This window comes from Citreicoccus inhibens (assembly GCF_019039035.1).
In the GTDB taxonomy this organism is placed as follows: Bacteria; Myxococcota; Myxococcia; order Myxococcales; family Myxococcaceae; genus Citreicoccus; species Citreicoccus inhibens.
Genome location: NZ_JAHNZT010000006.1, coordinates 97,468 through 117,970 on the forward strand (window position 1 = coordinate 97,468; position 20,503 = coordinate 117,970).

Below are 20,503 nucleotides of genomic sequence, written 5' to 3' on the forward strand. Positions count from 1 at the left end.
GTGCCTGTTTTTCGCCGTCAACCTTTCGGATTCACAAGGCTTTCTCGCAACAACCCGGGGCGCCGAAAACCGCTCCAGCTTGGATGAATCAAATGCCGCGCATTTTCCGCCGGATCATCGCCGTCGCCGTGCTCCTTGGCGCCTGGGCCTTCGCGGGCAGCGACCGCGCGCCCTTGCCGCTCACCCTGGGAGCTGCCGAGGCGGGGCAAGGCTCCTGGGACGGGGCCCTGCCTTCCCAGGGCAAGGGTGAGAAGGCCCCGCACGACCTCAACAGCCTCCGCGTGCTCACGAAGGTCATCCTGTACGTCAAGGAGAACTACGTCGACCCCAAGCGGGTGAAGCCCAAGGAGATGATGATCTCCTCGCTGGAGTACGTGGAGAAGAGCGTCCCGGACGTGCTGGTGGATGGCAACGCCGACGCCGGCAAGCTCACCGTCAACGTCAACGGCAAGACGCGCGAGTTCGACATCTCCCACGTGGACTCGCTGTGGAAGATGTCCTTCGCACTGAAGGACGTCTTCGACTTCCTGTCCAAGAACATGCGGCCCATCGAGGACACGCGGGACATCGAGTACGCGGCGGTCAACGGCATGCTGTCCACGTTGGATCCGCACTCGGTGCTGCTGCGCCCGGAGCTGTACCGGGAGATGAAGCTGTCCACCAAGGGTGAGTTCGGCGGCCTGGGCTTCGTCATCCAGATGAAGGAGGGCAACCTCACCGTGGTGAAGGTGCTGCCCAAGACGCCCGCGGCGCGCGCCGGCATCCAGAAGGACGACCGCATCAAGAAGATTGGCGAGGAGTCCACCGTCAACATGGACCTCAACGAGGCCGTGTCCAAGCTGCGCGGTCCGGTGGACAGCAAGATCACCATCACCGTAGAGCGCGAGGGCTGGGACAAGCCGCGCGTCATGACGCTGGCGCGCGCGATGATCTCCATCGAGAGCGTGCAGCACAAGCTCCTGGCTGGCGGCGTGGGCTACGTGCGGCTGAAGAACTTCCAGGGCAACACCACGCGCGACCTGGAGGCCGCGATGACGGACATGCGGCGCGTGGCCGAGACCAAGGGCGGCTTCAAGGGCCTGGTGCTCGACCTGCGCGGCAACCCCGGCGGTCTGCTGGAGCAGGCCATCCAGGTGTCCGACACGTTCGTGTCCAACGGCACCATCGTCGCGACGGTGGGCCTGTCGGACAAGCTGCGCGAGGAGAAGCGCGCGCACCCCACCGAGGGCGAGGAGAACTACCCCATCGCGGTGCTGGTGAACGCGGGCAGCGCCTCGGCCTCCGAGATTGTCGCGGGCGCGCTGAAGAACCTGAACCGCGCGGTCATCATCGGGCGGCAGACGTTCGGCAAGGGCAGCGTGCAGGTGCTGTACGACTTCCCGGATGACAGCGCGCTCAAGCTGACCATCGCCAAGTACCTGACGCCCGGCGACGTCTCCATCCAGGAGGTGGGCATCGTCCCGGACATCCAGCTGGTTCCCACGCGCGTCACCGCGGAGCGCCTGGACGTGTTCGCGCCGCGCAAGAGCATGGGCGAGGCGGACCTGGATCAGCACTTCAGCAACCCGGACTCCACCACCGCGGCCAAGAAGCGCGAGGACGTGCTGGACCGCGAGAAGCCGTGGGAGAGCATCAAGTACCTGAAGATTGATGAGAAGGCGCAGCAGGCCGCCATCGCCAAGAAGGAAGAGGCGGCGAAGAAGGCCGAGCCCAAGGTGGCCGCGAAGGACGCCAAGGACGCGAAGGACAAGCGCGCGCACGGCGAGCATGATCCGCTGCTGGACGTGGACGTGGCCGGCCAGGGCGAGGACCTGGATGACCAGCTCGACGCGGAGTCCCAGGAGGAGATCAAGGAGGACTTCGAGGTCCAGTTCGCGCGGGACTTCGTGCTCCGCGTGCCGGCCAACACGCGCCCGCAGCAGCTCGCGCAGGGCAAGGCGTTCATCGAGCAGCGCCGTCAGGAAGAGGAGCAGCGCATCAACGGCGCCATCGGCGCGCTCGGGGTGGACTGGAGCGCGGGCCCCACGCCCAAGAACGTGAAGCTCGACGCGAGCTTCTCGCCGGGCGCGGACCAGAAGGTGCTGGCCGGCGAGATGCTGGAGATGGTGCTGACGGCGGAGAACAAGGGCACCGAGCCGCTCAAGCGCGTGCGCGCGTGGACGGACAGCGACAACGGCATCCTGGATCGCCGCGAGTTCGTCTTCGGCGCGCTCAACCCGGGCGAGAAGAAGTCCTGGAAGGTGCAGGTCCGCCTGCCCAAGGACCTCACCAGCCGCCGCGACGAGGTGAAGGTGAAGTTCGTGGACGACAACGGCCCGCTGCCCGAGACGCTCGTGTCCGAGCTGAGCTTCCTGGAGCTGCCCCGCCCGTCGTTCGCCTTCAACTGGCAGGTGGTGGATGACTGCGCCGAGTGCAACGGCGACGGCGTGGTCCAGCGCGGTGAGGACGTCTCGGTGATTCTGGACGTCACCAACACGGGCGCGGGCCCGGCGCTGGACTCGTTCGCGCAGATCAAGAATGGCGGCGACGCGAACATCTTCATCGAGAAGGGGCGCTTCAAGCTGGGCGAGCTCAAGCCCGGCGAGACGAAGACGGCGCGCTTCCAGCTCGAGGTGAAGAAGGGCTTCAAGGGCGACACCTTCCCGCTGAAGCTGGCCATCCTCGACGAGCCGCTGGAGGAGTTCGTGCTGGAGAAGCTCCAGTTGCCGGTGAAGGACGCGCCCGTCGCCACGCTGGAGGCCAAGAAGGGCCTGGTGCGTGTGGCGGACAAGGCGGAGATCCTCGGCGCGCCCACGTCGGACGCGCGTCCGGTGGCGCGGCTGCCCCAGGGCACCGTGCTGACCTCCACCGCGGTGACGAAGGGCTACTACAAGGTCGAGCTGGACAAGGACCGGGTGGGCTTCGTGCGCGCGCAGGATGCCCGCGAGGTGAAGACGGGCCGCGCCACGCCGCCCAAGAGCATCGCGTGGGCCACCACGCACCAGCCGCCGGAGATCAAGCTGGACGCGGACCCGTCGCACGGGGGGCTCGTCACGAATGGTGACAAGTTCACGCTTTCCGGCACGGTGAAGGACCCCAACGGGCTGCTCGACGTGTACGTCCTGGTGAACGACCAGAAGGTCTACTTCAAGGCGGTGGACCCCAAGGGCGGCGAGCCCAACACGCTGAAGTTCTCCACGGACTTCCAGCTCAAGGAGGGCAACAACAACGTGCTGGTGGTGGCGCGAGAGAGCACGGAGTTCGCCAGCCGCCGCACGCTCGTCATCCGCCGCCGCCCGGCGGAGGTGGCGCAGAAGGTGAGTGCGCCGTCCACGGCCACCGCCACGCCGGTGAAGCCGCAGTAGCCAGCGCGACTGCGCGGTCCGCCTGACTCGGGCGGCCTTGCTCCAACTTCCCCACCGGGGTGCTGGAGCAAGGCCGCCCGTTTTGTTGACGCTCCAGGTGGGCCGGGTCTAGCGTCCGGCGCGGTGGGCGCCTCCGGGCCGCGCGCGCCCGGGAGGCGGTGACCCCAGATGCGGACGTTCAGTCGGTGGATTGCGCTCGCGACGGTGTTGTCGGGAATGACCGCGTACGCGGATGACAACGACCTGCACATCTCGCAGTTCGGCAACCCGCGCACGGGCGAGGGCGTCGTCAACGGGAGCGCGACGGCCAACGCGGACTTCCGCGCGTTCGCCCGCACGTTCGCGGCGGTGATGACGTCCACCAACCTGATGCCGCCGCAGACCACGGGGCACTCGGGCTACGCGCTCAACATGGAGTTGTCCGTGGTGTCGCTGCCGGACACGGTCCGCATCCCCACGGAGAAGGCGCAGCCGGGCACGGTGCTGGTGCCCTCGCTCCACGTGCGCAAGGGCCTGCCGTTCTCGCTGGAGCTGGGCGGGCGCGTGGGCTGGGTGGAGAAGAGCCGGATGGTGACGGCCACGGGCGAGGTGAAGTGGGCCATCAACGAGGGCTTCACCTACCTGCCCGACGTGGGCGTCCGCGGGCACGTGACGAAGCTGTTCGGCGCACATGACCTGGACCTGACCACGCTCGGCGTGGACATCGGCATCGGCAAGCAGTTCCCCATCGGCGGCATGGTGACGCTGACGCCGTACGGCGGCCTGGACTTCGTGATGGTGGGCGCTACCTCGCGCACGCTCCAGTTCGACACGGGGCAGACCCTCGACGATTCGCTCGCGGACAACTCGCGCGCCGCGCTGGTGAACGCCGCCGCGTACCAGAAGGTCTCTTTCGGCGACAACATGAACCAGCGCCTCTACGGCGGCGCGCGCTTCATCGGCGGCGCGCTGCAGTTGGGCGTGGAGCTGTCGCTGACGCGCACGGGCAGCGTGGACATGCCCACGGGCACGGACCCGTCCGTGACGGAGAGCCGGGGCCTCCCCGCGGTCTTCTCCGTCAACACCACGCTGGGCCTCGACTTCTAGGCGCCGCGCAGGGCCGCGCGCATCAGGCCCGGGCGGTTGGTGATGAGGTAGGAGACCCCCAGCGCGTCCAACTCCTGGGCGCGCTCGGGCGAGTCCACCGTCCACGCCGCCACACGCAGGCCCGCCGCGTGCCATGCCGCCATGCGCTCCTGGGTGCACGCCTCGTGGAACGGGTGCACCGAGTGCGAGGACACCAGCGGGCTCAGCACATGGGCCTGAGGCGTCCAGGACTTGTCCGGGTCGATGAGGAAGCCGCGCCGCAAGGAGGCATCCGCGGCGGCGAGCCGGAAGAGGCACAGCGGGTTGAAGCTGGAGACGACCACGCGCTCGGCCATGTCCCGCCCGCGCACCAGCTCCGCGACGCGACGCGCGAGCCCGCCGTCATCGAAGCGGTCGCACTTCAGCTCGATGTTGACCAGGAAGTGGTCCGGCAGCGCGTCCAGCACCTCCTCCAGCAAAGGGATGCGCGCCGGCGCGAAGCCCAGCGAGGAGCCCACGTCCGCGCGCTGGAGCTTCCACCACGGCGTGTCTCGCACCTCCCAGGGCTGCCCCGAAAGCCGCTCCAGTCGCTCATCGTGGCACACCACCACCTCGCCGGAGGCGCACACCATCGCGTCCAGCTCGATGCCATCCGCGCCCTGACGCACGGCCTCCGCGAAGGCCTCCAGGGTGTTCTCGGGGGCGTCAGCGCTGGCACCTCGGTGGGCGAGCAGGAGCATGGCGGCCAGTCTGCGCCGGAATCCCGCCGGGCGGGCAGACTCTTGTGGGGTGGCGCGTTCGCCGCCGGACGCGCGGCTTGCCTCCCCTCGCCCTTTGCTGCACTGTGCCCCGCATCATGCTGGGCCTCGGCGAGCTCATCGTTCTCGGATTCATCCTGCTGGTCGTCTTCTCGGCGTCGAGGATGGGGCAGCTCGGCAACGCGGTGGGCAAGTTCGTCTACTCGTTCCGCAAGGCCTCGCGCGGGCAGGACCTGGTGGACGCCAAGCAGCTGCCCACCAGCCGCCGCGGCTCCAGCGACGCCGAGTTCACCGAGGGCCCGAAGGACCGCCGTCCGTAGGCGCTAGCGCCCGAGCGGAACCTCGGTGAGCAACCGGGTCGCCTGCTCACGCAGCGCGGAGTGCACGCTCGTGTCCGAGGCCAGCTCGCGCAGGTCCGCCGCGTTGAGCAGCGGGACGAGCTTGGCGCCGATATCCACCGGCAGGTAGGGATTGAAGACGAGCGCGCGCCGCACCGCGTGGCGAACGGACCAGCGCGGCGACCTCCAGATTTCCACCAAGGGCTCGGGACGCGCGGGGCGCCGCGCGGCGATGCGCACCACCAGTTCCTCGGTGAGGCGCGGGTTGATGAGCACGTTGCGCAGCACGGACGGGTCGCTCACCGTGGCGAGCCGCGAGAGCACGTCCGGGTCGCGCGTCAGCCGGGCCTGCTGCTTGAGGTGTCCGAGCGGTTGACTGAAGGCCAGCGCATCCGAGCGGGCCGCCGCATCCGCGTCGAACTCGCGCCGAGCCGGCCCCTTCGCGAACAGGTCCGCCACCGACTCCAGGGACTGCACGTGCGCCAGGCGCTTGAGCGCGGCCGCGTGCGGGATGTTCTCCGACTCCTCGGCGAGCGCGGCCATGAAGTCCGGCAGCACGCAGGTGGCCGGCTCCCAGCCCTCGCGGGACAACAGGAGCAAGTGACCGATGAGCTCGTTGGCGTCGAGCGGATCCCTCCGCGCCAGCTCGCGCGCGGCGGCCTTGCGGCGCACGCCCGGGCCCCCCGCGAGGGCGTGCAGGTGGCGCGCGGTGGTGCGGGCCTCGTCCAGCGTGGCCATGCCCTGCTACTCCGCCTTCGGGGCCGGTGGCGCGGAGGCCGGCGCCAACTCGAGCGTCACTTCCAACCGGAAGCTGGCGAGGTCCGCCGGGTACTCGTGGAACAGGACGAGGAAGGGCACGGCGCCGCCGGGCTGAACCACCGTGGCGGCCGCGTCCAGTCGCTGGCGCAGCGCGGAGACGGACTCCGCGGTGGACAGGCCGAACAGGTCCTCGGGCGTGGGCAGCGCTCCGGCCAGTCCCTCCGTGGAGCGCACGCGCTGGTCCCCGTCAAAGAGCGCGGCACGCACGCGGACGCGCGAGGCGGAGGTCGCCGTGCTCCGCACCTCGCCGCGAACCAGGAAGAGTTGCTGGCCATCGCGCGTCTCGTACAGGCCATTGGACACGTCGCGCGCCTGGAGGGGACGAGACGCGGTCGGCGTGACGAGCGCGCGCAGGCGCTCGGGGGACAACGCGGACAGGTCGAGCCGTCCCTCGCGCAGGTAGACATGGCCCACCGCGCCCAGGCCCACCACCAGCACGGTCGCGATCGCCACGTTGGCGACGAGCCCGGTCACCTTGCGCGCTCGGCTGGAACCGCTGCGCTGGGGAATGCCCACGTCCTCGGGCCGCGCGGACGGCTTCGCCACGGAGACGGCGGGCCCCGCGCTGGCCGGGACGTCCTGCAGGTCCACCACGTCGCGCCACATGCCCGTGGGCGCATCCGAGGCGTCCAGCGCGGGCAGGTCTCCGAGCAGCGACACGCCCGGAGGCTCGGCGGGAGGCTCGTGGCCGAGCAGCGCCGCGCGCCCCGTGTCCGTCGCCCCGAGGCCCTCTTCTCCCGAGGCGCCGCCCGAGAAGTCGAACAGGTCGCCCAGGTTCTCCGTCGGCACGGTGTCCTGCACCGTCGACCCGGGCTCCTCCACGGGAGGCGGCGCCACCGGCGACGGAGCGTCGAGGTCCAGCGAGGCGAAGGGGTCCTCCTCCTCGACGGCAACCGGAGCGGGCGCGCTGGCGGTCCGCAGGGGCCCCAGCGGGCTGGCCCCAGCGGGAGCGGACGTGGGCGCGCTGGCGGCGCGGAGCAGCGACTCAGCCCGAGGCGCCGGAGGGGGCGCGGACGGCGGAACCGGGGCCCTCACCGCGGCCGAGGCCACCGGCACCGCGACCGCCGGAACCGGCGCACGCGGCGGAGCCGGCGGCGGTGACATGGCCCGCGGCGGCGCGGCGGGGGTCGGCGCGCGAGGAGGCGCCGCGCCCACCTCTTCCGCGCCCAGGTCGAAGTCACTGGTGAGCGGCGCGGTGGCCGGCGCGGTCATGAAGTCCGAGAACGGATCCTCGCCGGACAGGCTCTCGGGGCTCGGCTGCCCTCCGGCCAGCGCGGGCGGATACACGCCCACGGGCAGCGTCAACGTGCGCGTGGGCTCCTCGTTGCCCTCCTCGTCCACATCGATGTCGACGTCATTCCAGGACGACGCCGCGGGCAGCGGACGCGTCGCCTCGACCCCCGCGCCGTAGAACCCAGGGCGCGTGATTTCCACGCCCTTGGGGTCAGGTGCGACCCCAAAGTCCTGGAAGGGGTCAACCTGCCCGGACGGCTCCGGAGCAGCCACCAGGGCGCTCGGGTCCGACGCGGGCTCACGCGCGACGCGAAACGTGTTCTGACACTTGGTGCAGCGGACCTTGACCCCCTTCTCGGTGACTTTCTCGTCGGGGATCTTGAACCGCGTCTGGCACCGCTCACACTTGACGATCATCAGCAGGCCCGGCAGGGGACGCGAGTATAGGCATACCGGGCGAACACGGCGAGCACGGTTCGGGCGGCTTGCTCGCTCCCAACCCCTCTGGTACGAGATCCGCCCCTTCGAGACCCAGGCATGGCACAGTCAGGAAGCATCCAGCCGCCTGGGTCGGAGATAGACATGAGCGAGGCCGAGCAAGCAGGCGCTCCGAGCAAGGAGCCGAAGATCATCAAGCGGTACACGAATCGGAAGCTCTACGACACCGTGGAGAGCCGGTACGTCACGCTCGATGAAATCGCCGCGATGATCAAGGAAGGCACCGAAGTGCGGATTGTCGACAACCGCACGAAGGAGGACCTGACCTCCGTCACGCTCGCGCAGATCATCTTCGAGGAGGAGAAGAAGAAGAACCAGATGCCGCTGTCGGTGCTGCGGGAAATCATCCGCCACCCCGGCGAGTCCATCTCCGGCTTCATCCAGAAGGAAGTCACGCCGCGTGTGGCGTCCATCCGCGAGGAGGCCGAGTCCCGGCTGGACAAGCTGCTGCGCCGCGAGGACGGCCGCCGCCCGGACGAGGTTCCCCCCTCCGAGCCCCCCGCCGAGGAGGCCGCTGCCCCGTCGGACGCCAGCGGCGCGGGCCTCAATCCCGCGGACCTGCTCAAGGCCAGCCAGCGCGCGTTCGAGGACTGGCAGCGCAAGATTGACGAGCGCGTGAAGCACGTCGTCGAGAACCTCACCGGCAACCTGCCGGCGCTTGGTCGCGACATGCAGTCGCTCACGCAGCGCCTGGAAGAGCTGGAGAAGAAGCTCGAGTCGCTGGAGAAGAAGGACCCGAGCGCGCCGTAGCCGCCCTCAGGCGCGCCGAGCCGCCCGCCCTCGCCTCGGGGCGGGCTCGCCATGGATTTCCGCCGCGATGGCCGCCAGCATCCGCGCGCCAGGGCTCCGCGGCGCGTACTCCCAGATGGTCTTCCCGTGGCTCTGGGCCTCGTCCACCTTGACGCTGTATCCGAGCGGCGTGGCCGCCAGCGCGTCCGGGAAGTACGCCTTGAGCCGCTCCAGGATGGCCGTGGCGAGCGCTGTCTTCCGGTAGAGCGTGGGCACCACCTTGGTGACGCGCAGCTCAGGACACCCCTCGGCCTCCCCCACCTGCCGCACCGTCTCCGCCACTTCCGCGCAGCCATCCAGCGCCAGGTACGTCAGCGCCACCGGCACCACCACCTCGGTGGAGGCCACCAGGATGTTGCGCGTGGTGAGGCCCAGCGAGGGCGGCGCATCGAACACGACCGTGTCGTAGCCCGCGGCCTCCGCGGCCTTCAGTCGCTCGGCGAGCCGGTGCGCGCGGCGCGCGTCGGACGCCACCGCCACGGGGAAGTCCGCCATCTCTTTGTAGGCCGGCACCACGTCCAAGCCCTCGACCTGGGAGGGCTGAACGACCTCGTCGAAGCGCACCGCCGCGTCCGTCAGCAGGTGGAAGACGTTGCGCGGCAGCCGCCGCACGTCCAGGCCCAGCACCTTGCCCGCGTGGCCCTGGGTGTCCAGGTCCACCAGCAGCACCTTCTGCCCTCGCTCCCGCGCGAGCCACGCCGCGGTGTTCACCGCGAGCGTCGTCTTGCAGGTGCCGCCCTTCTCGTTGATGAAGGCAATGCGCCGCATGCGGCTACTTCTTCGACTTCGCCGCGACGAGCGCGTCCAGCTTGCCCTCGACGGACGCGAGCAGGCGCTCCAGGTCGTCCACCTTCGCGCGCAGTTGCTCCAGGTCCGCCGTGGACGGCAGGTTCATGGCAGACAGCGCCGTGCGCAGCGTCTGGTCCATGGTCCCCTTCGCCGCCAGCGAGCGCGACACCAGCGTCTGCACCGCCGCGACGAACTTCTCGTTCGAGAGCAGTTGCTGCGCCAGCTTGCCAACGCGCTCCTCGCCCGTCTCCACGAGCTTCTTCATCACCGGGTTGTTCTTGAGCATGACCGTGCGTTTCGCCCGACGGCTCGCACGGCCCTCGGGAAGTCGGGATTGAGACGCCGCACTCTGTGGGGCTCCAACGCGGCGTGTCAAGCCGGGCGACACTGAGGGTGGCCCATGGCGGTCGGTCGTTGACTCCCGAGGGGGCCATCCCTACGGTTCGCCGCTCGTTTTTTATGGCCGGACTGCTCGACAAACGACTGTGGATCGTCTCCGGCAAGGGGGGCGTGGGCAAGAGCACCATCGCCGCCGCGCTGGCGCTTCGCTCGGCCCGTGCGGGCCGCCGCACCCTGGTGTGCGAGGTGAACACCCAAGAGCGCATCAGCGGGCTCCTGGAGCGCCCTCCCGCGGGCCCCGACGTGAAGCGCTTGGAAGAGAACCTCTGGGCGGTGGACGTGCGTCCCCAGGAGGCCATGCGCGAGTACGGCATCATGGTCCTGCGCTTCGAGACCCTCTACAAGACGGTCTTCGAGAACCGGCTGGTGCGCTATTTCCTGCGCTTCGTCCCCTCGCTGCAGGAGCTGGTGCTGCTGGGGAAGATCATGTTCCACCTGCAGGAGAAGCTGCCGGATGGGCGCTGGCGCTATGACACGGTGGTGCTGGACGCGCCGGCCACGGGCCACGCCATCTCGTTCCTGAGCGTGCCCCAGGTGCTGCTGCAGACCCTGCCCCCCGGGCCCATGACGCGCGAGGCGCTGAAGATGCGCGACCTGCTCGTGGACCCGGCGGTCACGGCGGCGGTGCTGGTGGCGCTGCCCGAGGAGATGCCGGTGAACGAGGCGGTGGAGCTGCACGCCGCGCTGAAGGACAAGGTTCGCATCCGCACGCACGCGGCCGTGCTCAACCAGTCCTTCCCCGAGCGCTTCACGGACGGCGACCTGGAGGCCCTCGCGGGCCATCCCGAGTTGCAGCGCGTGGCCCAGGCTCACCATGACCGGGCGGCGCTGGCGGTCCTGGCGGGCACCAAGCTGGAGCGCAACCTGCACGCGCCCGTGTATGCGGTGCCGCGGCTCTTCGTTCCCCGCTTCGGACGCGACGCGGTGGAGCAGGTGATGGGGCACCTGGAGCCCCTGGTGACGGGAGAGACGTGAGCACGACGGCACTCGGACCCGCGCTCGCGAGCAAGCGCGTCCTCATCTGCGTCGGCTCGGGAGGCGTGGGGAAGACCACGGTGGCGGCCACGCTCGCGCTGCGCGCGGCGGTGGAGGGGCGCTCCAGTCTGGTGTGCACCATCGACCCGGCGAAGCGACTGGCCAACTCCCTGGGACTCAAGGCGCTGGGCAACGCGGAGGCGGAGGTCCCCGCCTCGGTGCTGGAGCCCATGGGCGTGAGCCCCAAGGCCTCGCTGCACGCGATGATGCTCGACATGAAGGCCACGTGGGATGACCTCATCACCCGCGTGGCTCCGCCCGAGCAGCGCGAGCGCATCCTCGCCAATCGCTTCTACCAGTCCCTCTCCACGGCCCTGGCGGGCAGCCAGGAATACATCGCCATGGAGAAGGTCTGGGAGCTGCGGCGCCGCGACGACTACGAGCTCATCGTCCTGGACACGCCGCCCACGGCGCACGCCATGGACTTCCTCGACGCGCCCAACCGCGTGCTCGACTTCCTCGACAACGAGGCGGCGAAGTGGCTGCTCACACCCGCGCTGAAGGCGGGCAAGGTGGGCCTGTCCCTCTTCAACCTCGGCGGCAGCTACGTGACGCGCGCGCTGGCCAAGTTCACCGGCGCGGAGATGCTCCAGGAGCTGTCCAATTTCATGCTCGCCATGTCGAGCATGAACGAGGGCTTCCGCGAGCGGGCGCGCGGCGTGCGTGCGTTGCTGGAGGACGCGCGAACAGGCTTCGTGCTGGTCACGAGCCCCTCGCCGGAGCGACTGGACGAGGCCATCCAGTTCCACGCCCTGATGAAGCAGAACCGCATGGACGTGCTGGCGCTGGTGGTCAACCGCGTCCACCCGCTGCCTGCCCCATCGCTCTGGGATGAGGCCGCCACGCTGGCTCCCGGTCGCCGCACGAAGGTCGAGGAGACGCTGCGCGAGCTTCGCGTCCTCGCGGAGCAGGACCTGCGGGGCATCGCGCAGTTGAAGGATGCCTGCCCCGGCACGCCCATCATCCAGGTGCCCCGCTTCGGGCTGGACGTGCACGACCTCACCGCCCTGTGGAACACCGGCCGCTACTTGCTCGGCGACGACGTGCTCGCCTGAGCGCCCCTGCTCGCCCGCCCGCTGCACGCCGGGCGCACTTGTGCAGTCCCACGCATGCGCCGGGCGCGCGGCGCCCGTCGGTCGGGGAGGCGGGGGCGCGCGGCGCGCATTAAGCTGCACGAACCCCACGGGAGGCGGGAACCCCCAGCGTTCCGCCGCTGTCCGGAGGGGGCCGGTCCACCGGCCCAGGAGGATGTCAGCGTGAACGGTTGTCAGAGGACACACGGGGCCCGGGGCGTCCGGCGCTGGGTATGGCTCGGGGTGCTGGGCCTGGGGCTCGCGGGCTGCCGCACCGCGGGCACGGCCGTGAAGCCGGACGCGCCGCCGGTGACCCAGCAGGTCCTGGAGTTCGAGCCGGTGACGGTGACGGCGGACCTGGAACTGGACCGCCTCAACGACGAGGAGCTCTTCGCGGGAGGCACCTCCGCCTTCGCCGCCAACGACTTCAAGCAGGCGGCGCGCTACTTCGGGCGGCTCGTGGACTTCCACCCCAACAGCCCGCATCGCCGGCAGGCGCTCTACAACGCGGGCCTGTCGCACCAGCGGCTGAAGGAGTGGGAGGAAGCCTGGCACCGCTTCTCGGAACTCGCGGACGCGGCGCACGGACAGGATGACGCGCTGGACGCCGCCTTCCGCGTCGCCGAGACGCTCTACCATCTGGAGCGCTTCGACGAGGCCGCCACGATGCTGGCGACCATCGCCGCGCGACAGGACCTGAGCATCAACCGCCGGGTGGAGGCCCAGGTCCAACAGGGCATCTGCCAACTCGAGGCCGGCAAGTCCGAGGACGCAGAGACCACGCTGCGCAAGTCCATCACCACCTACGAGGCGCTCCAGGACAAGGCCGAGGTGGACGACTACTTCCCGGCCCAGGCCCACTTCTTCATCGGCGAGATCTATCGGCTGCACTACGAGGACGTGAAGCTGGACCCCGCCAAGGGCAGCGACGCGCTCGCGCACGACCTCAACTACAAGGCCGAGCTGCTGCTGTCCGCGCAAGGGCACTACCTGCGCTCCATCCGCGTGGGCAACGGCTACTGGGCCACCGCCTCCGGCGCGCAGATTGGCGCGCTGTACGAGAACCTCTACGACAACATGGTGAACTCGCCCGCGCCCGCGGAGCTGAACGCCGAGGAGGCCCAGGTCTACCGCCAGGAACTGCGCAAGAAGATCCGCGTGCTCCTGACCAAGTCCATCAACATCTACGAGCGGACGCTGGAAGCCGCCGAGCGCATTGGCTCCCAGAGCGCCTTCGTGGACCGGACGCGCGAGAGCCTGGAGAAGGTCAAGAAGCTGCTCCTCGCGGACGCGGACGCGGAGGGCGAGCCCACGCCCACGCCCCCCAACCCGTCCGCGCCTCACTCCTGACGTCCCCCTGGCTGGGCATGGGAGGGGCTCCGGGAATAGCGTGACGGAGCATGGAGCCCCTCTTCACTCCTGAGCAGCTCGCGGACATTCACGCGTACCACCTGCCCTATTACATCCGGGCCGCGGTGGATCCCTTCGTGAGCCTGGGCCTCCTCGCGTTGATGCTGGGTGTGCTCGTCCACCCGCTCTACCGAGGCGCCAGCGCCGCCGCGGCGGGCCTGGAGCGCCGCTTCGGCGCACTGCGCGAGGCCCCCGTCCTGCGCGTCGTGTTCCACGCCATGGACCGGCTGTGGGGCGAGTCGGGATGGGGCGCCGCCATCCTCTTCGCCCTCGGCGTGGACCTGTTCATCAAGGTGCTCTACCTGCCGGTGGACGTCTGGTTCTCCTACGTCCTGGAGCATCGCCACGGCCTGTCCACGTACACGCCCGGCGCCTTCGCCTGGGACCTGCTCAAGGGCACGCTCCTGGGAGCCGCCGCAGTGGTGGCACTCGTCATCGGGCTGTATGGGCTGGCGCGCCGCGTGCGCCGGTGGTGGTTGGTGCTCGGAGTGCCGGTGGCGGTGCTGATGCTCGTCGCCTCGGCGTTGGACCCCTACCGCGCTCGGCTCTACTTCGATCAGGCGCCCCTCCCCGCCGGCACGCTGCGCACGCGCATCACCGGCTTGATGGCCCGCGCGGACATCGCCTTCGCGGACGTGGTGGTGGAGAAGACCTCCGTCGCCTCCCGGCGCGTGGGCGCGTACTTCGCGGGCCAGGGGCCCACGCGCACCATCGTCCTCAACGACGTCATCGTCCGCGAGCTGAGCGAGGACGAGATCCTCGCGGCGGTGGCCCATGAGGCCGGCCACGTCAACGAGAGCCGCTGGCCTGGACGGATTGCCTCGTCCCTGGCCCTGCTGGCCCTGTTGTTCGCCATCGACCGACTGCTGCGGCTTGCGCAGGCACGCGCCTGGTGGGGCGCCACGCGCTTCGCCGACATCCGCACCCTCCCCCTCATCTCTCTCCTCCTGTTCTTCGTCATCATCCTGTCCAGCCCGCTCTCCGGCGCCTTCTCTCGTGAACGCGAGCGCGAAGCGGACCGCTATGGACTGCGACTGACCGGCGATCCCCAGGCCTTCCGGCGGATGCTGGTGAAGGCCGCTCGGGTCAACAAGATGGACCCCGAGCCCCCTCGCTGGGTCGTGCTCAAGGGGATGAGCCATCCCCCCATCGGCGAACGAATCGCGGACATCCCTGTGCCTTGAAAAAGCGGCCGGCGGGCGGGCTCCCCTGAACTCCCTCGACACGCCGCCCGAGCCCACCCACCGGCAGCCGCCACCGGCCTTCCCCCTTTCAGGCCGGTGGCACTCCCTCCCCCCGCGGGCGCGCCCCCTGTCGCGCCCACCCCCTTCACGCCGACGACGGCGTGGCGTCCCCCCGCAACTGCTCCACCGCCACCAACGCGATGGCCTTCACCAGCGCCCTCGCGCGACGCCCCGCCGCCGTCTCTCCGTGAGGATCCACCTCGACCGCATTGGCGAGGTCCGTGAAGCCCTGACGCTCCCCCTTGCGCAGGTACAGCTCGCCTCGGTTGGCCAGGGCCACCGGGTTCGCCGAGTCCCGCGCCAGCGCGGCGCTGTACTCCGCCACGGCCTCATCGAGGCGTCCGAGCTTCTGGTACACCGTGCCCAGCGCGGCCCGCGCCGCCGAGTCCCGCGGGTTCCCCTCCACGAGGCCCTCGAACAGGATGCGCGCCTCGTCCAGGCGCCCCGCCGCGGCCAGCTCACACCCCACCTGCGCGATGGCCTTCGCCTCCTCGAACGTCATCCCCTCCACCTCGGCCCAGGTCGACTCGCCTCGCGCGAACGCCTTGAGCTTGCGCGCTGTGCCCACGTCCATCCGCGGCTCCATGCCCTCTGCGTGCTTGATGATTCGATTCATGGCGGACCTCAGGCGCTGCGCAGGTTGGAGATCGCCGTCTTCGCCATCTCGTTGAACTTGGACGACATGTTGCTCATCAGGTCGAACATCGCCTTGCGCTTCTCCATCAGCTTCTGCAGGCGCAGCTCCAACTCCTGCATGCTGGTGTCGAGCTTCGCGGCGCGCTCCTTGTCCTTCTGACCCGTGCCGAGCTTCGCGCGCTCATCCCGCGCGCTCGCCATGTCGTTCATCACCGACAGCAGCTCGTCGTCCGTGTCCTCGGTGATGACCATGAGGATGGCTTGGATCTTCTCCTCGATGCTCATGTTCGGGTTGTCGAGGATGTCCCGCACCTTCGAGCTGCTCCCGCCCGAGGCCTTGCTGCCACTGCCCGATGATGAAGACGATGAAGTGGAGGACTCGGGCTCCGGCACCGCCGCGACGGACTGGAGCGCCGCCGTCAGGTCCTTTCGGCTCGCCGTTCCATCCGGCCCGCCGATGCCGGCCGCCATCTCCAGCCGGTTGAAGTACGCCGAGTGGTCCACGAAGAACTGCGCGCAGCGCTTGAGCGTGGGGGAGGCGGCCTTGTCCGCCAGGATGGCGTGGAAGTTGGCCATCGTGAGCTTGTCGTCCTTGCGCCCCACCGCCGTGTCGAAGGTGTCCCAGTTCCCCGACAGCACCTTCAACGCGTCGCGATACCCCTCGAAGTCGGGGTCCAGGGCGCCGTCCTTCGACGCGCCCGTACCGCCCGACGTACCGCCCGACGTACCGCCCGACGACGACGTGCCTCCCGACGAGGGCGCCCCTCCGCCGGGCCTGGGCGAACACCCCGTGCCCGAAGTGCCGCCCGGCGTGGACGGCGCCCCGTCGACACCCTTCGGCGGAGGCTCGGACGGCGGGCACGGGCGCGAAGCCTCTGGCTTCTCCGGGCGACCGTACTTCGCGAAGTCGGCGGAGAGTCCCGCGAGCGCGCCCTTCACATTGAGCAGCGTGATGCGGTCATCGTCGCGCATCGAGGCGATCACCGCGAACGGATTCCCGGTCAGTCCCGGCGTGGTCTCCCATTGCTCGAAGCGGGCCGAGTCCGACACCAACACGCGCGCGGCATCTCGCAGCGAGGGGGACACGTCGCGGTCCGCGGCGACGCGCTGGAGGTCCGCCTTGGACAGCGAGCCGTCCTTCTTTCCATCCAACATGTCCAGGTAGCTGAAGTTCGCTTCGACCGTCTTGAGCGCGACCTCGTGGTCCAGCAGCTTCGGATCGAGCGGACTGCCCGGACTGGACGGGGGCGCGGACCGGCGGGCATAGCCATCACACGCGCGGGATGCGTCCTGCTGCGCGCGGTACTCCGTCTTCGCGGGGGGATGCTTGGACAGCTCCTCGGCCACCCCGATGGCGCCGCTGGCCGCCATCATCACGTTGCCCGTCATCACGCCCCCCACCGTCTTCACGGCGTTCGTGACAACGGGTGGCAGGCCCAGGGCGTTGCCGGCGAGGTCCACCACGCTGCTCATGGGACCGCCCAGCAGGTTCGCCACACCTTTCAAAACTTCGAGCATGGAAACTCCCGCGCGGCGGGTTCGAGTGGTTGCCGCTGGACGCCGCGCTCCGTCTGTCGGACGGGCCGTGAGGGTTGCAGCACGGGTGCCGACGGCCGCGGCGGGGACCCCTCCAGCGAAATCCGCCAGTTAGGTCGGCGACCAACCAGGACACGTCCCCGACCGCGGACGGAGCGGTCCGCTGAGGGAGATTGCGGTTAGAGTCCCGCGCCCATGCGCACCTTCGGCCTGGATTACGGAACCAAGACCATCGGCGTGGCCGTCTCGGACGGCCTGGGCCTGACGGCGCAGACCGTCACCACGGTGCGCCGCACCTCGCTCAAGGCGGACCTCGCCGCGCTCGGCCGATTGGCGCAGGAGCATGAGGTGAGCCGCATGGTCATCGGGCTGCCGCTCAACATGGACGGCTCCGAGGGGCCTCGCGCGGAGGCCTCGCGCAAGTTCGCGGACGTGGTGGCTCAGGCCCTGTCCATCCCCGTGGAGCTCTGGGACGAGCGCCTGTCCACCGTGGCCGCCACGCGCACCCTGCTGGAGGCGGACGTCTCGCGCGCCCGCCGCAAGGAAGTCATCGACCAGCTCGCGGCGCAGTTCATCCTTCAGGGCTGGCTCGATGCCCACCGGCCGCCCGAGACCCATCTCCACGCCGATGACTACGACCCGGAGCCGTAAGTGAAGAAAGTCCTCCTCGCCCTCCTCGTCCTCGCGCTGCTCGCGGGCGCCGCCGCGGGCGGCTGGTACCAGTTGCGCGAGCAGCGCATCACCGAGTTCGCCGCCACCGCCGTCACCCTCGCCACGCCCGTCACCGTGGAGATTCCCTCGGGCACCGGTCCGCGCGCGCTTGCCCGGCTGTTGACCGAGCAGCACGTGACGACCGACGCGGAGCTGCTCTACCTCTACATCCGCCGCGAGAACCTGGGCCCCAAGCTCAAGGCCGGCGAGTACGAGTTCAGCGGCGACCTCACGCCCACCCAGGCCCTGGAGAAGATTCTCTCCGGTCAGGTGAAGGTGTATCGCTTCACCGTCCCGGAGGGCCTGCGCGCCGAGGAGATTCTCCCCATCGTCGCGGACTCCGAGCTGAAGCTCGACCTCAAGAAGCTGGAGGCGCTCGCGGCGAGCCCCGCGTTCCTGCGCAAGGCGGGCGTCCCGGCGCAGACCATCGAGGGCTTCCTCTTCCCGGACACGTATACGTTCACGCGCAACGCCACCGAGGAGTCCGTGCTGACCAAGATGGTCGCGCGCGCGCTCGAGGAGTACAAGCACGCGGACGCGGACCGGAAGAACGGCGTGAAGTTGGATCTGCTCCAGACCTTCACCCTGGCCTCCATCGTGGAGAAGGAGACCGGCGCGCCGCAGGAACGTCCGCGCATCTCCTGCGTGTTCCACAACCGCCTCAAGAAGGGCATGCGGCTGGAGACCGACCCCACGGTCATCTACGCCATGCGGCTCTTGCGCGGCGTGTACAACAAGAACATCACGCGCAAGGACCTGGAGACGCTCCACCCGTACAACACGTACAAGGTCGCGGGCCTGCCGCCGGGCCCCATCGCGAGCCCTGGCACCGCCGCGCTCCAGGCCGCGCTGCATCCCATCGAGTGCGAGGACCTGTTCTTCGTCTCGCGCAACGACGGCACGCACCTGTTCTGCCCCACCTACGAGTGCCACGAAGCCAACGTGCGCAAGTGGCAGGTGGAGTTCTTCCGCAAGCCCCAGAAGCAGGGCGCGAACTCCGCGCACCCGTGACACCAGGCGGGCGCTCGCGCCCATCGGATGAAGCCAGGCGGACGCGAACGTCCGCCTTCGCACACGGAAGCTATGGCCGGCGGCGGTACACGTGGAGCGGCGCGGAGAAGCCGTCCTGCTCCTCGTACGTGACGCCGTCGAGCACGAGCGTGCGGCCCTGCAGCTGGACCCCGGCATCCTTCACCAGGGCGCCCTGGTCGAAGCGCACCAGCACCTGCGGCTGCGTCTCCTTCAGGCGCTGGCGGAAGGTGTCCCAGCGAACGCGAGCCATCCGCATCTCGGGCAGGCCCGAGAAGAAGGCGAGCTGAAGGTCGAGGTACCCGGGGTCATCGTCGATGGCCGCCGCGCCGCCCTTCGCCGCCACCTCTTCCTTGAGGAAGTGCGCCACCTTCATCACCGCCACCGGATTGGTGGAGGTGGGACTCACGGGTCGCAGTGAGTCTCGCAGGCCGCCTTCCGCGCGGAACGTGAAGAGGCCCAGCGCCACGGGCAGCGCCACCGCGAGCCCACCGCTCAGCCACAACACGCCCTGCCGCACCCACGCCGCGCGCCCCGCCACCACCGCGCTGAAGCCCAGCGCCACGAAGACGGGCAGCACCACCAGCTGCGTCACCGTGAAGCGCGCCAGCGGAACGAAGTTGAGCAGCACCACCGCGCGGAAGGTGAAGTACGCGGCCGGCACCACCGCCGCGGCCACCAGCCAGCGCGTCTCGGGCCGCTCGCGCCAGGCCTTCACCATGCCCACGCTGCCCAGCAGCGCCACGCCGGGCGTCAGCGTGAAGAGCGCCACCCCGGGCCAGAATCCCAACTGTTGCAGGCGCCATCCGATGGCGCCGCCCCCCGAGTCCGCGACCCACTGCTTGTGGAAGTTCTCCACCGCCTTGATGGGGAAGAACGGATCGCCATGCGCCATCTCGTTGCCCTGCATCCAGAGCAGCGGGAACGGGAGGCACACCAACCCGAAGCCCACGGCGCGCGTCAGCGCCACCACCTTGTCCTCGCTGCTGAAGACGAGCGCCAGGGTGAGCAGCGGGATGTACATCCACGCGTCGTAGCGCGTCGCGCAGGCGAAGTTGAGCAGCACCGCCGCCCAGAACAAGGGCGAGAAGCGGTTCTCGTCCACCGCCTCCGCATAGAGCGCGAACACCCCCAACATGAAGAAGAGCGACACGGCCTCGCTGCCAGCCGTGGTGGAGAATTGCAGGTGCATTCCCCACGCGGCGAACACGAGCCCCGCCACCATGCCCGCGCGCCACCCGAACAACCGCCGCGTCAACGCGAACAGCGGCACCACGGACAGCACGCCGAACACGAGGCTCACCGCGCGCCCCGCCAGTTCGCGGTCCATCACCGACAGCGCCGCCCCCACCGCGTACACGTGCAGCGGGCCGAACTGATAGGCCCCGTCACCGTAGGATTTGATGACGTGCGGCGACTGGAGCCACCGCTCGGCCAGCTCCGTGCGCACCACCGCGTCGCCGTAGAAGTTCTCGTTGACGGCGAACACCACCAGCCGAGGCACGAGCGCGAAGAGCAACAACAAGCCCAGGAGCAGCCGGGTGCTCGGCTCGACTTCGGGCGCGGGCACCGCCGCGAGGGCGGGCGCGGTGGCGGGGGGGACGGTTGCGGAGCTGGGGGCAGTCGCCATGGAGCGCGGGAGGATACGCAGGAAGGGCCCAAAACCAAGCCGGCGCCGCGCTCTTGTGAGCCGCGTGCTCATGACCGAGTGAGGCCCGGCTCGCCAGGCCCGGGAGCACCCGTGCACGGCCGGTCGCACCATCCGTGGGGTACACGGTCCCTCCCTAACGCGGGAGC

The 20,503-nt window shown here is 69.8% G+C and carries 18 protein-coding genes; 10 read left to right on the plus strand and 8 right to left on the minus strand.

The features are described 5' to 3' along the window. Positions 1-83: 83 nt before the first annotated feature. Together KRR26_RS10385 and KRR26_RS10390 are read left to right on the plus strand one after the other, a co-directional pair. Complete coding sequence (locus KRR26_RS10385) at positions 84-3,344, plus strand: MXAN_5808 family serine peptidase (RefSeq protein WP_120202826.1); 3,261 nt, start codon at positions 84-86, stop codon at positions 3,342-3,344. 168 nt (positions 3,345-3,512) lie between these two features. Then, the gene (locus KRR26_RS10390) at positions 3,513-4,430 is read left to right on the plus strand and encodes a hypothetical protein (RefSeq protein ID WP_120202828.1); all 918 of its coding nucleotides are present in this window, start codon (positions 3,513-3,515) and stop codon (positions 4,428-4,430) included. Here the strand turns inward: KRR26_RS10390 and KRR26_RS10395 are convergent. Continuing rightward, positions 4,427-5,149, minus strand: a complete 723-nt coding sequence (locus KRR26_RS10395) for a glycerophosphodiester phosphodiesterase (RefSeq protein ID WP_120202830.1) — start codon at positions 5,147-5,149, stop codon at positions 4,427-4,429. The two genes, KRR26_RS10390 and KRR26_RS10395, sit on opposite strands and share 4 nt — an antisense overlap. Before the next feature lie 116 nt (positions 5,150-5,265). On the opposite strand from KRR26_RS10395, the gene KRR26_RS10400 reads away from it, so the two are divergent. Continuing rightward, the gene (locus tag KRR26_RS10400; protein WP_120203332.1) at positions 5,266-5,487 is read left to right on the plus strand and encodes a twin-arginine translocase TatA/TatE family subunit; all 222 of its coding nucleotides are present in this window, start codon (positions 5,266-5,268) and stop codon (positions 5,485-5,487) included. 3 nt (positions 5,488-5,490) lie between these two features. Here KRR26_RS10400 and KRR26_RS10405 read toward each other — a convergent pair whose 3' ends face one another. Both KRR26_RS10405 and KRR26_RS10410 read right to left on the minus strand, forming a co-directional pair. After that, positions 5,491-6,243 carry a hypothetical protein gene (locus KRR26_RS10405; RefSeq protein ID WP_120202832.1) on the minus strand — a complete coding sequence of 251 codons (753 nt, stop codon included), beginning with the start codon at positions 6,241-6,243 and terminating at the stop codon, positions 5,491-5,493. A gap of 6 nt (positions 6,244-6,249) precedes the next feature. After that, positions 6,250-7,974, minus strand: a complete 1,725-nt coding sequence (locus tag KRR26_RS10410; protein ID WP_217079738.1) for a zinc-ribbon domain-containing protein — start codon at positions 7,972-7,974, stop codon at positions 6,250-6,252. A 165-nt stretch (positions 7,975-8,139) separates the two neighbouring features. Between KRR26_RS10410 and KRR26_RS10415 the strand changes: the two genes are divergently transcribed. Beyond that, on the plus strand, positions 8,140-8,805 hold the full coding sequence (locus KRR26_RS10415) for a polyhydroxyalkanoate synthesis regulator DNA-binding domain-containing protein (RefSeq protein ID WP_120202837.1): 666 nt from the start codon (positions 8,140-8,142) through the stop codon (positions 8,803-8,805). 6 nt (positions 8,806-8,811) lie between these two features. On the opposite strand, the gene KRR26_RS10420 is transcribed toward KRR26_RS10415, so the two are convergent. Both KRR26_RS10420 and KRR26_RS10425 read right to left on the minus strand, forming a co-directional pair. Further along, positions 8,812-9,612 carry a ParA family protein gene (locus tag KRR26_RS10420; protein ID WP_120202839.1) on the minus strand — a complete coding sequence of 267 codons (801 nt, stop codon included), beginning with the start codon at positions 9,610-9,612 and terminating at the stop codon, positions 8,812-8,814. A 4-nt stretch (positions 9,613-9,616) separates the two neighbouring features. Next, positions 9,617-9,919 carry a hypothetical protein gene (locus KRR26_RS10425; protein WP_120202841.1) on the minus strand — a complete coding sequence of 101 codons (303 nt, stop codon included), beginning with the start codon at positions 9,917-9,919 and terminating at the stop codon, positions 9,617-9,619. 173 nt (positions 9,920-10,092) lie between these two features. On the opposite strand from KRR26_RS10425, the gene KRR26_RS10430 reads away from it, so the two are divergent. The 4 genes from KRR26_RS10430 to KRR26_RS10445 all read left to right on the plus strand — a co-directional run bounded on the left by KRR26_RS10430 (position 10,093) and on the right by KRR26_RS10445 (position 14,734). Then, complete coding sequence (locus tag KRR26_RS10430) at positions 10,093-11,007, plus strand: ArsA family ATPase (protein ID WP_120202843.1); 915 nt, start codon at positions 10,093-10,095, stop codon at positions 11,005-11,007. After that, the gene (locus tag KRR26_RS10435; RefSeq protein WP_217079739.1) at positions 11,004-12,122 is read left to right on the plus strand and encodes an ArsA family ATPase; all 1,119 of its coding nucleotides are present in this window, start codon (positions 11,004-11,006) and stop codon (positions 12,120-12,122) included. The genes KRR26_RS10430 and KRR26_RS10435 overlap by 4 nt, the downstream gene beginning before the upstream one ends. Positions 12,123-12,323: 201 nt before the next feature. After that, entirely contained in the window at positions 12,324-13,490 is a 1,167-nt protein-coding gene (locus KRR26_RS10440; protein WP_120202847.1) for a tetratricopeptide repeat protein, read from the plus strand. Between the two features lie 50 nt (positions 13,491-13,540). Then, the gene (locus KRR26_RS10445; RefSeq protein WP_120202849.1) at positions 13,541-14,734 is read left to right on the plus strand and encodes a M48 family metalloprotease; all 1,194 of its coding nucleotides are present in this window, start codon (positions 13,541-13,543) and stop codon (positions 14,732-14,734) included. Between the two features lie 145 nt (positions 14,735-14,879). Here KRR26_RS10445 and KRR26_RS10450 read toward each other — a convergent pair whose 3' ends face one another. Together KRR26_RS10450 and KRR26_RS10455 are read right to left on the minus strand one after the other, a co-directional pair. Continuing rightward, positions 14,880-15,410, minus strand: coding sequence for a tetratricopeptide repeat protein (locus tag KRR26_RS10450; RefSeq protein WP_217079740.1), 531 nt, complete (start codon positions 15,408-15,410; stop codon positions 14,880-14,882). A gap of 8 nt (positions 15,411-15,418) precedes the next feature. Then, on the minus strand, positions 15,419-16,948 hold the full coding sequence (locus tag KRR26_RS10455) for a hypothetical protein (RefSeq protein WP_217079741.1): 1,530 nt from the start codon (positions 16,946-16,948) through the stop codon (positions 15,419-15,421). Between the two features lie 213 nt (positions 16,949-17,161). Here KRR26_RS10455 and ruvX point away from each other — a divergent pair, with 213 nt between their 5' ends. Together ruvX and mltG are read left to right on the plus strand one after the other, a co-directional pair. Beyond that, positions 17,162-17,617 carry a Holliday junction resolvase RuvX gene (gene ruvX / locus KRR26_RS10460; protein WP_120202856.1) on the plus strand — a complete coding sequence of 152 codons (456 nt, stop codon included), beginning with the start codon at positions 17,162-17,164 and terminating at the stop codon, positions 17,615-17,617. Beyond that, positions 17,618-18,688 (plus strand): endolytic transglycosylase MltG, encoded by a 1,071-nt coding sequence (gene mltG, locus KRR26_RS10465; RefSeq protein WP_120202858.1) that lies wholly within the window; start codon positions 17,618-17,620, stop codon positions 18,686-18,688. A gap of 70 nt (positions 18,689-18,758) precedes the next feature. Here mltG and KRR26_RS10470 read toward each other — a convergent pair whose 3' ends face one another. Further along, positions 18,759-20,336, minus strand: a complete 1,578-nt coding sequence (locus KRR26_RS10470; RefSeq protein ID WP_120202859.1) for an ArnT family glycosyltransferase — start codon at positions 20,334-20,336, stop codon at positions 18,759-18,761. Positions 20,337-20,503: the final 167 nt, after the last annotated feature.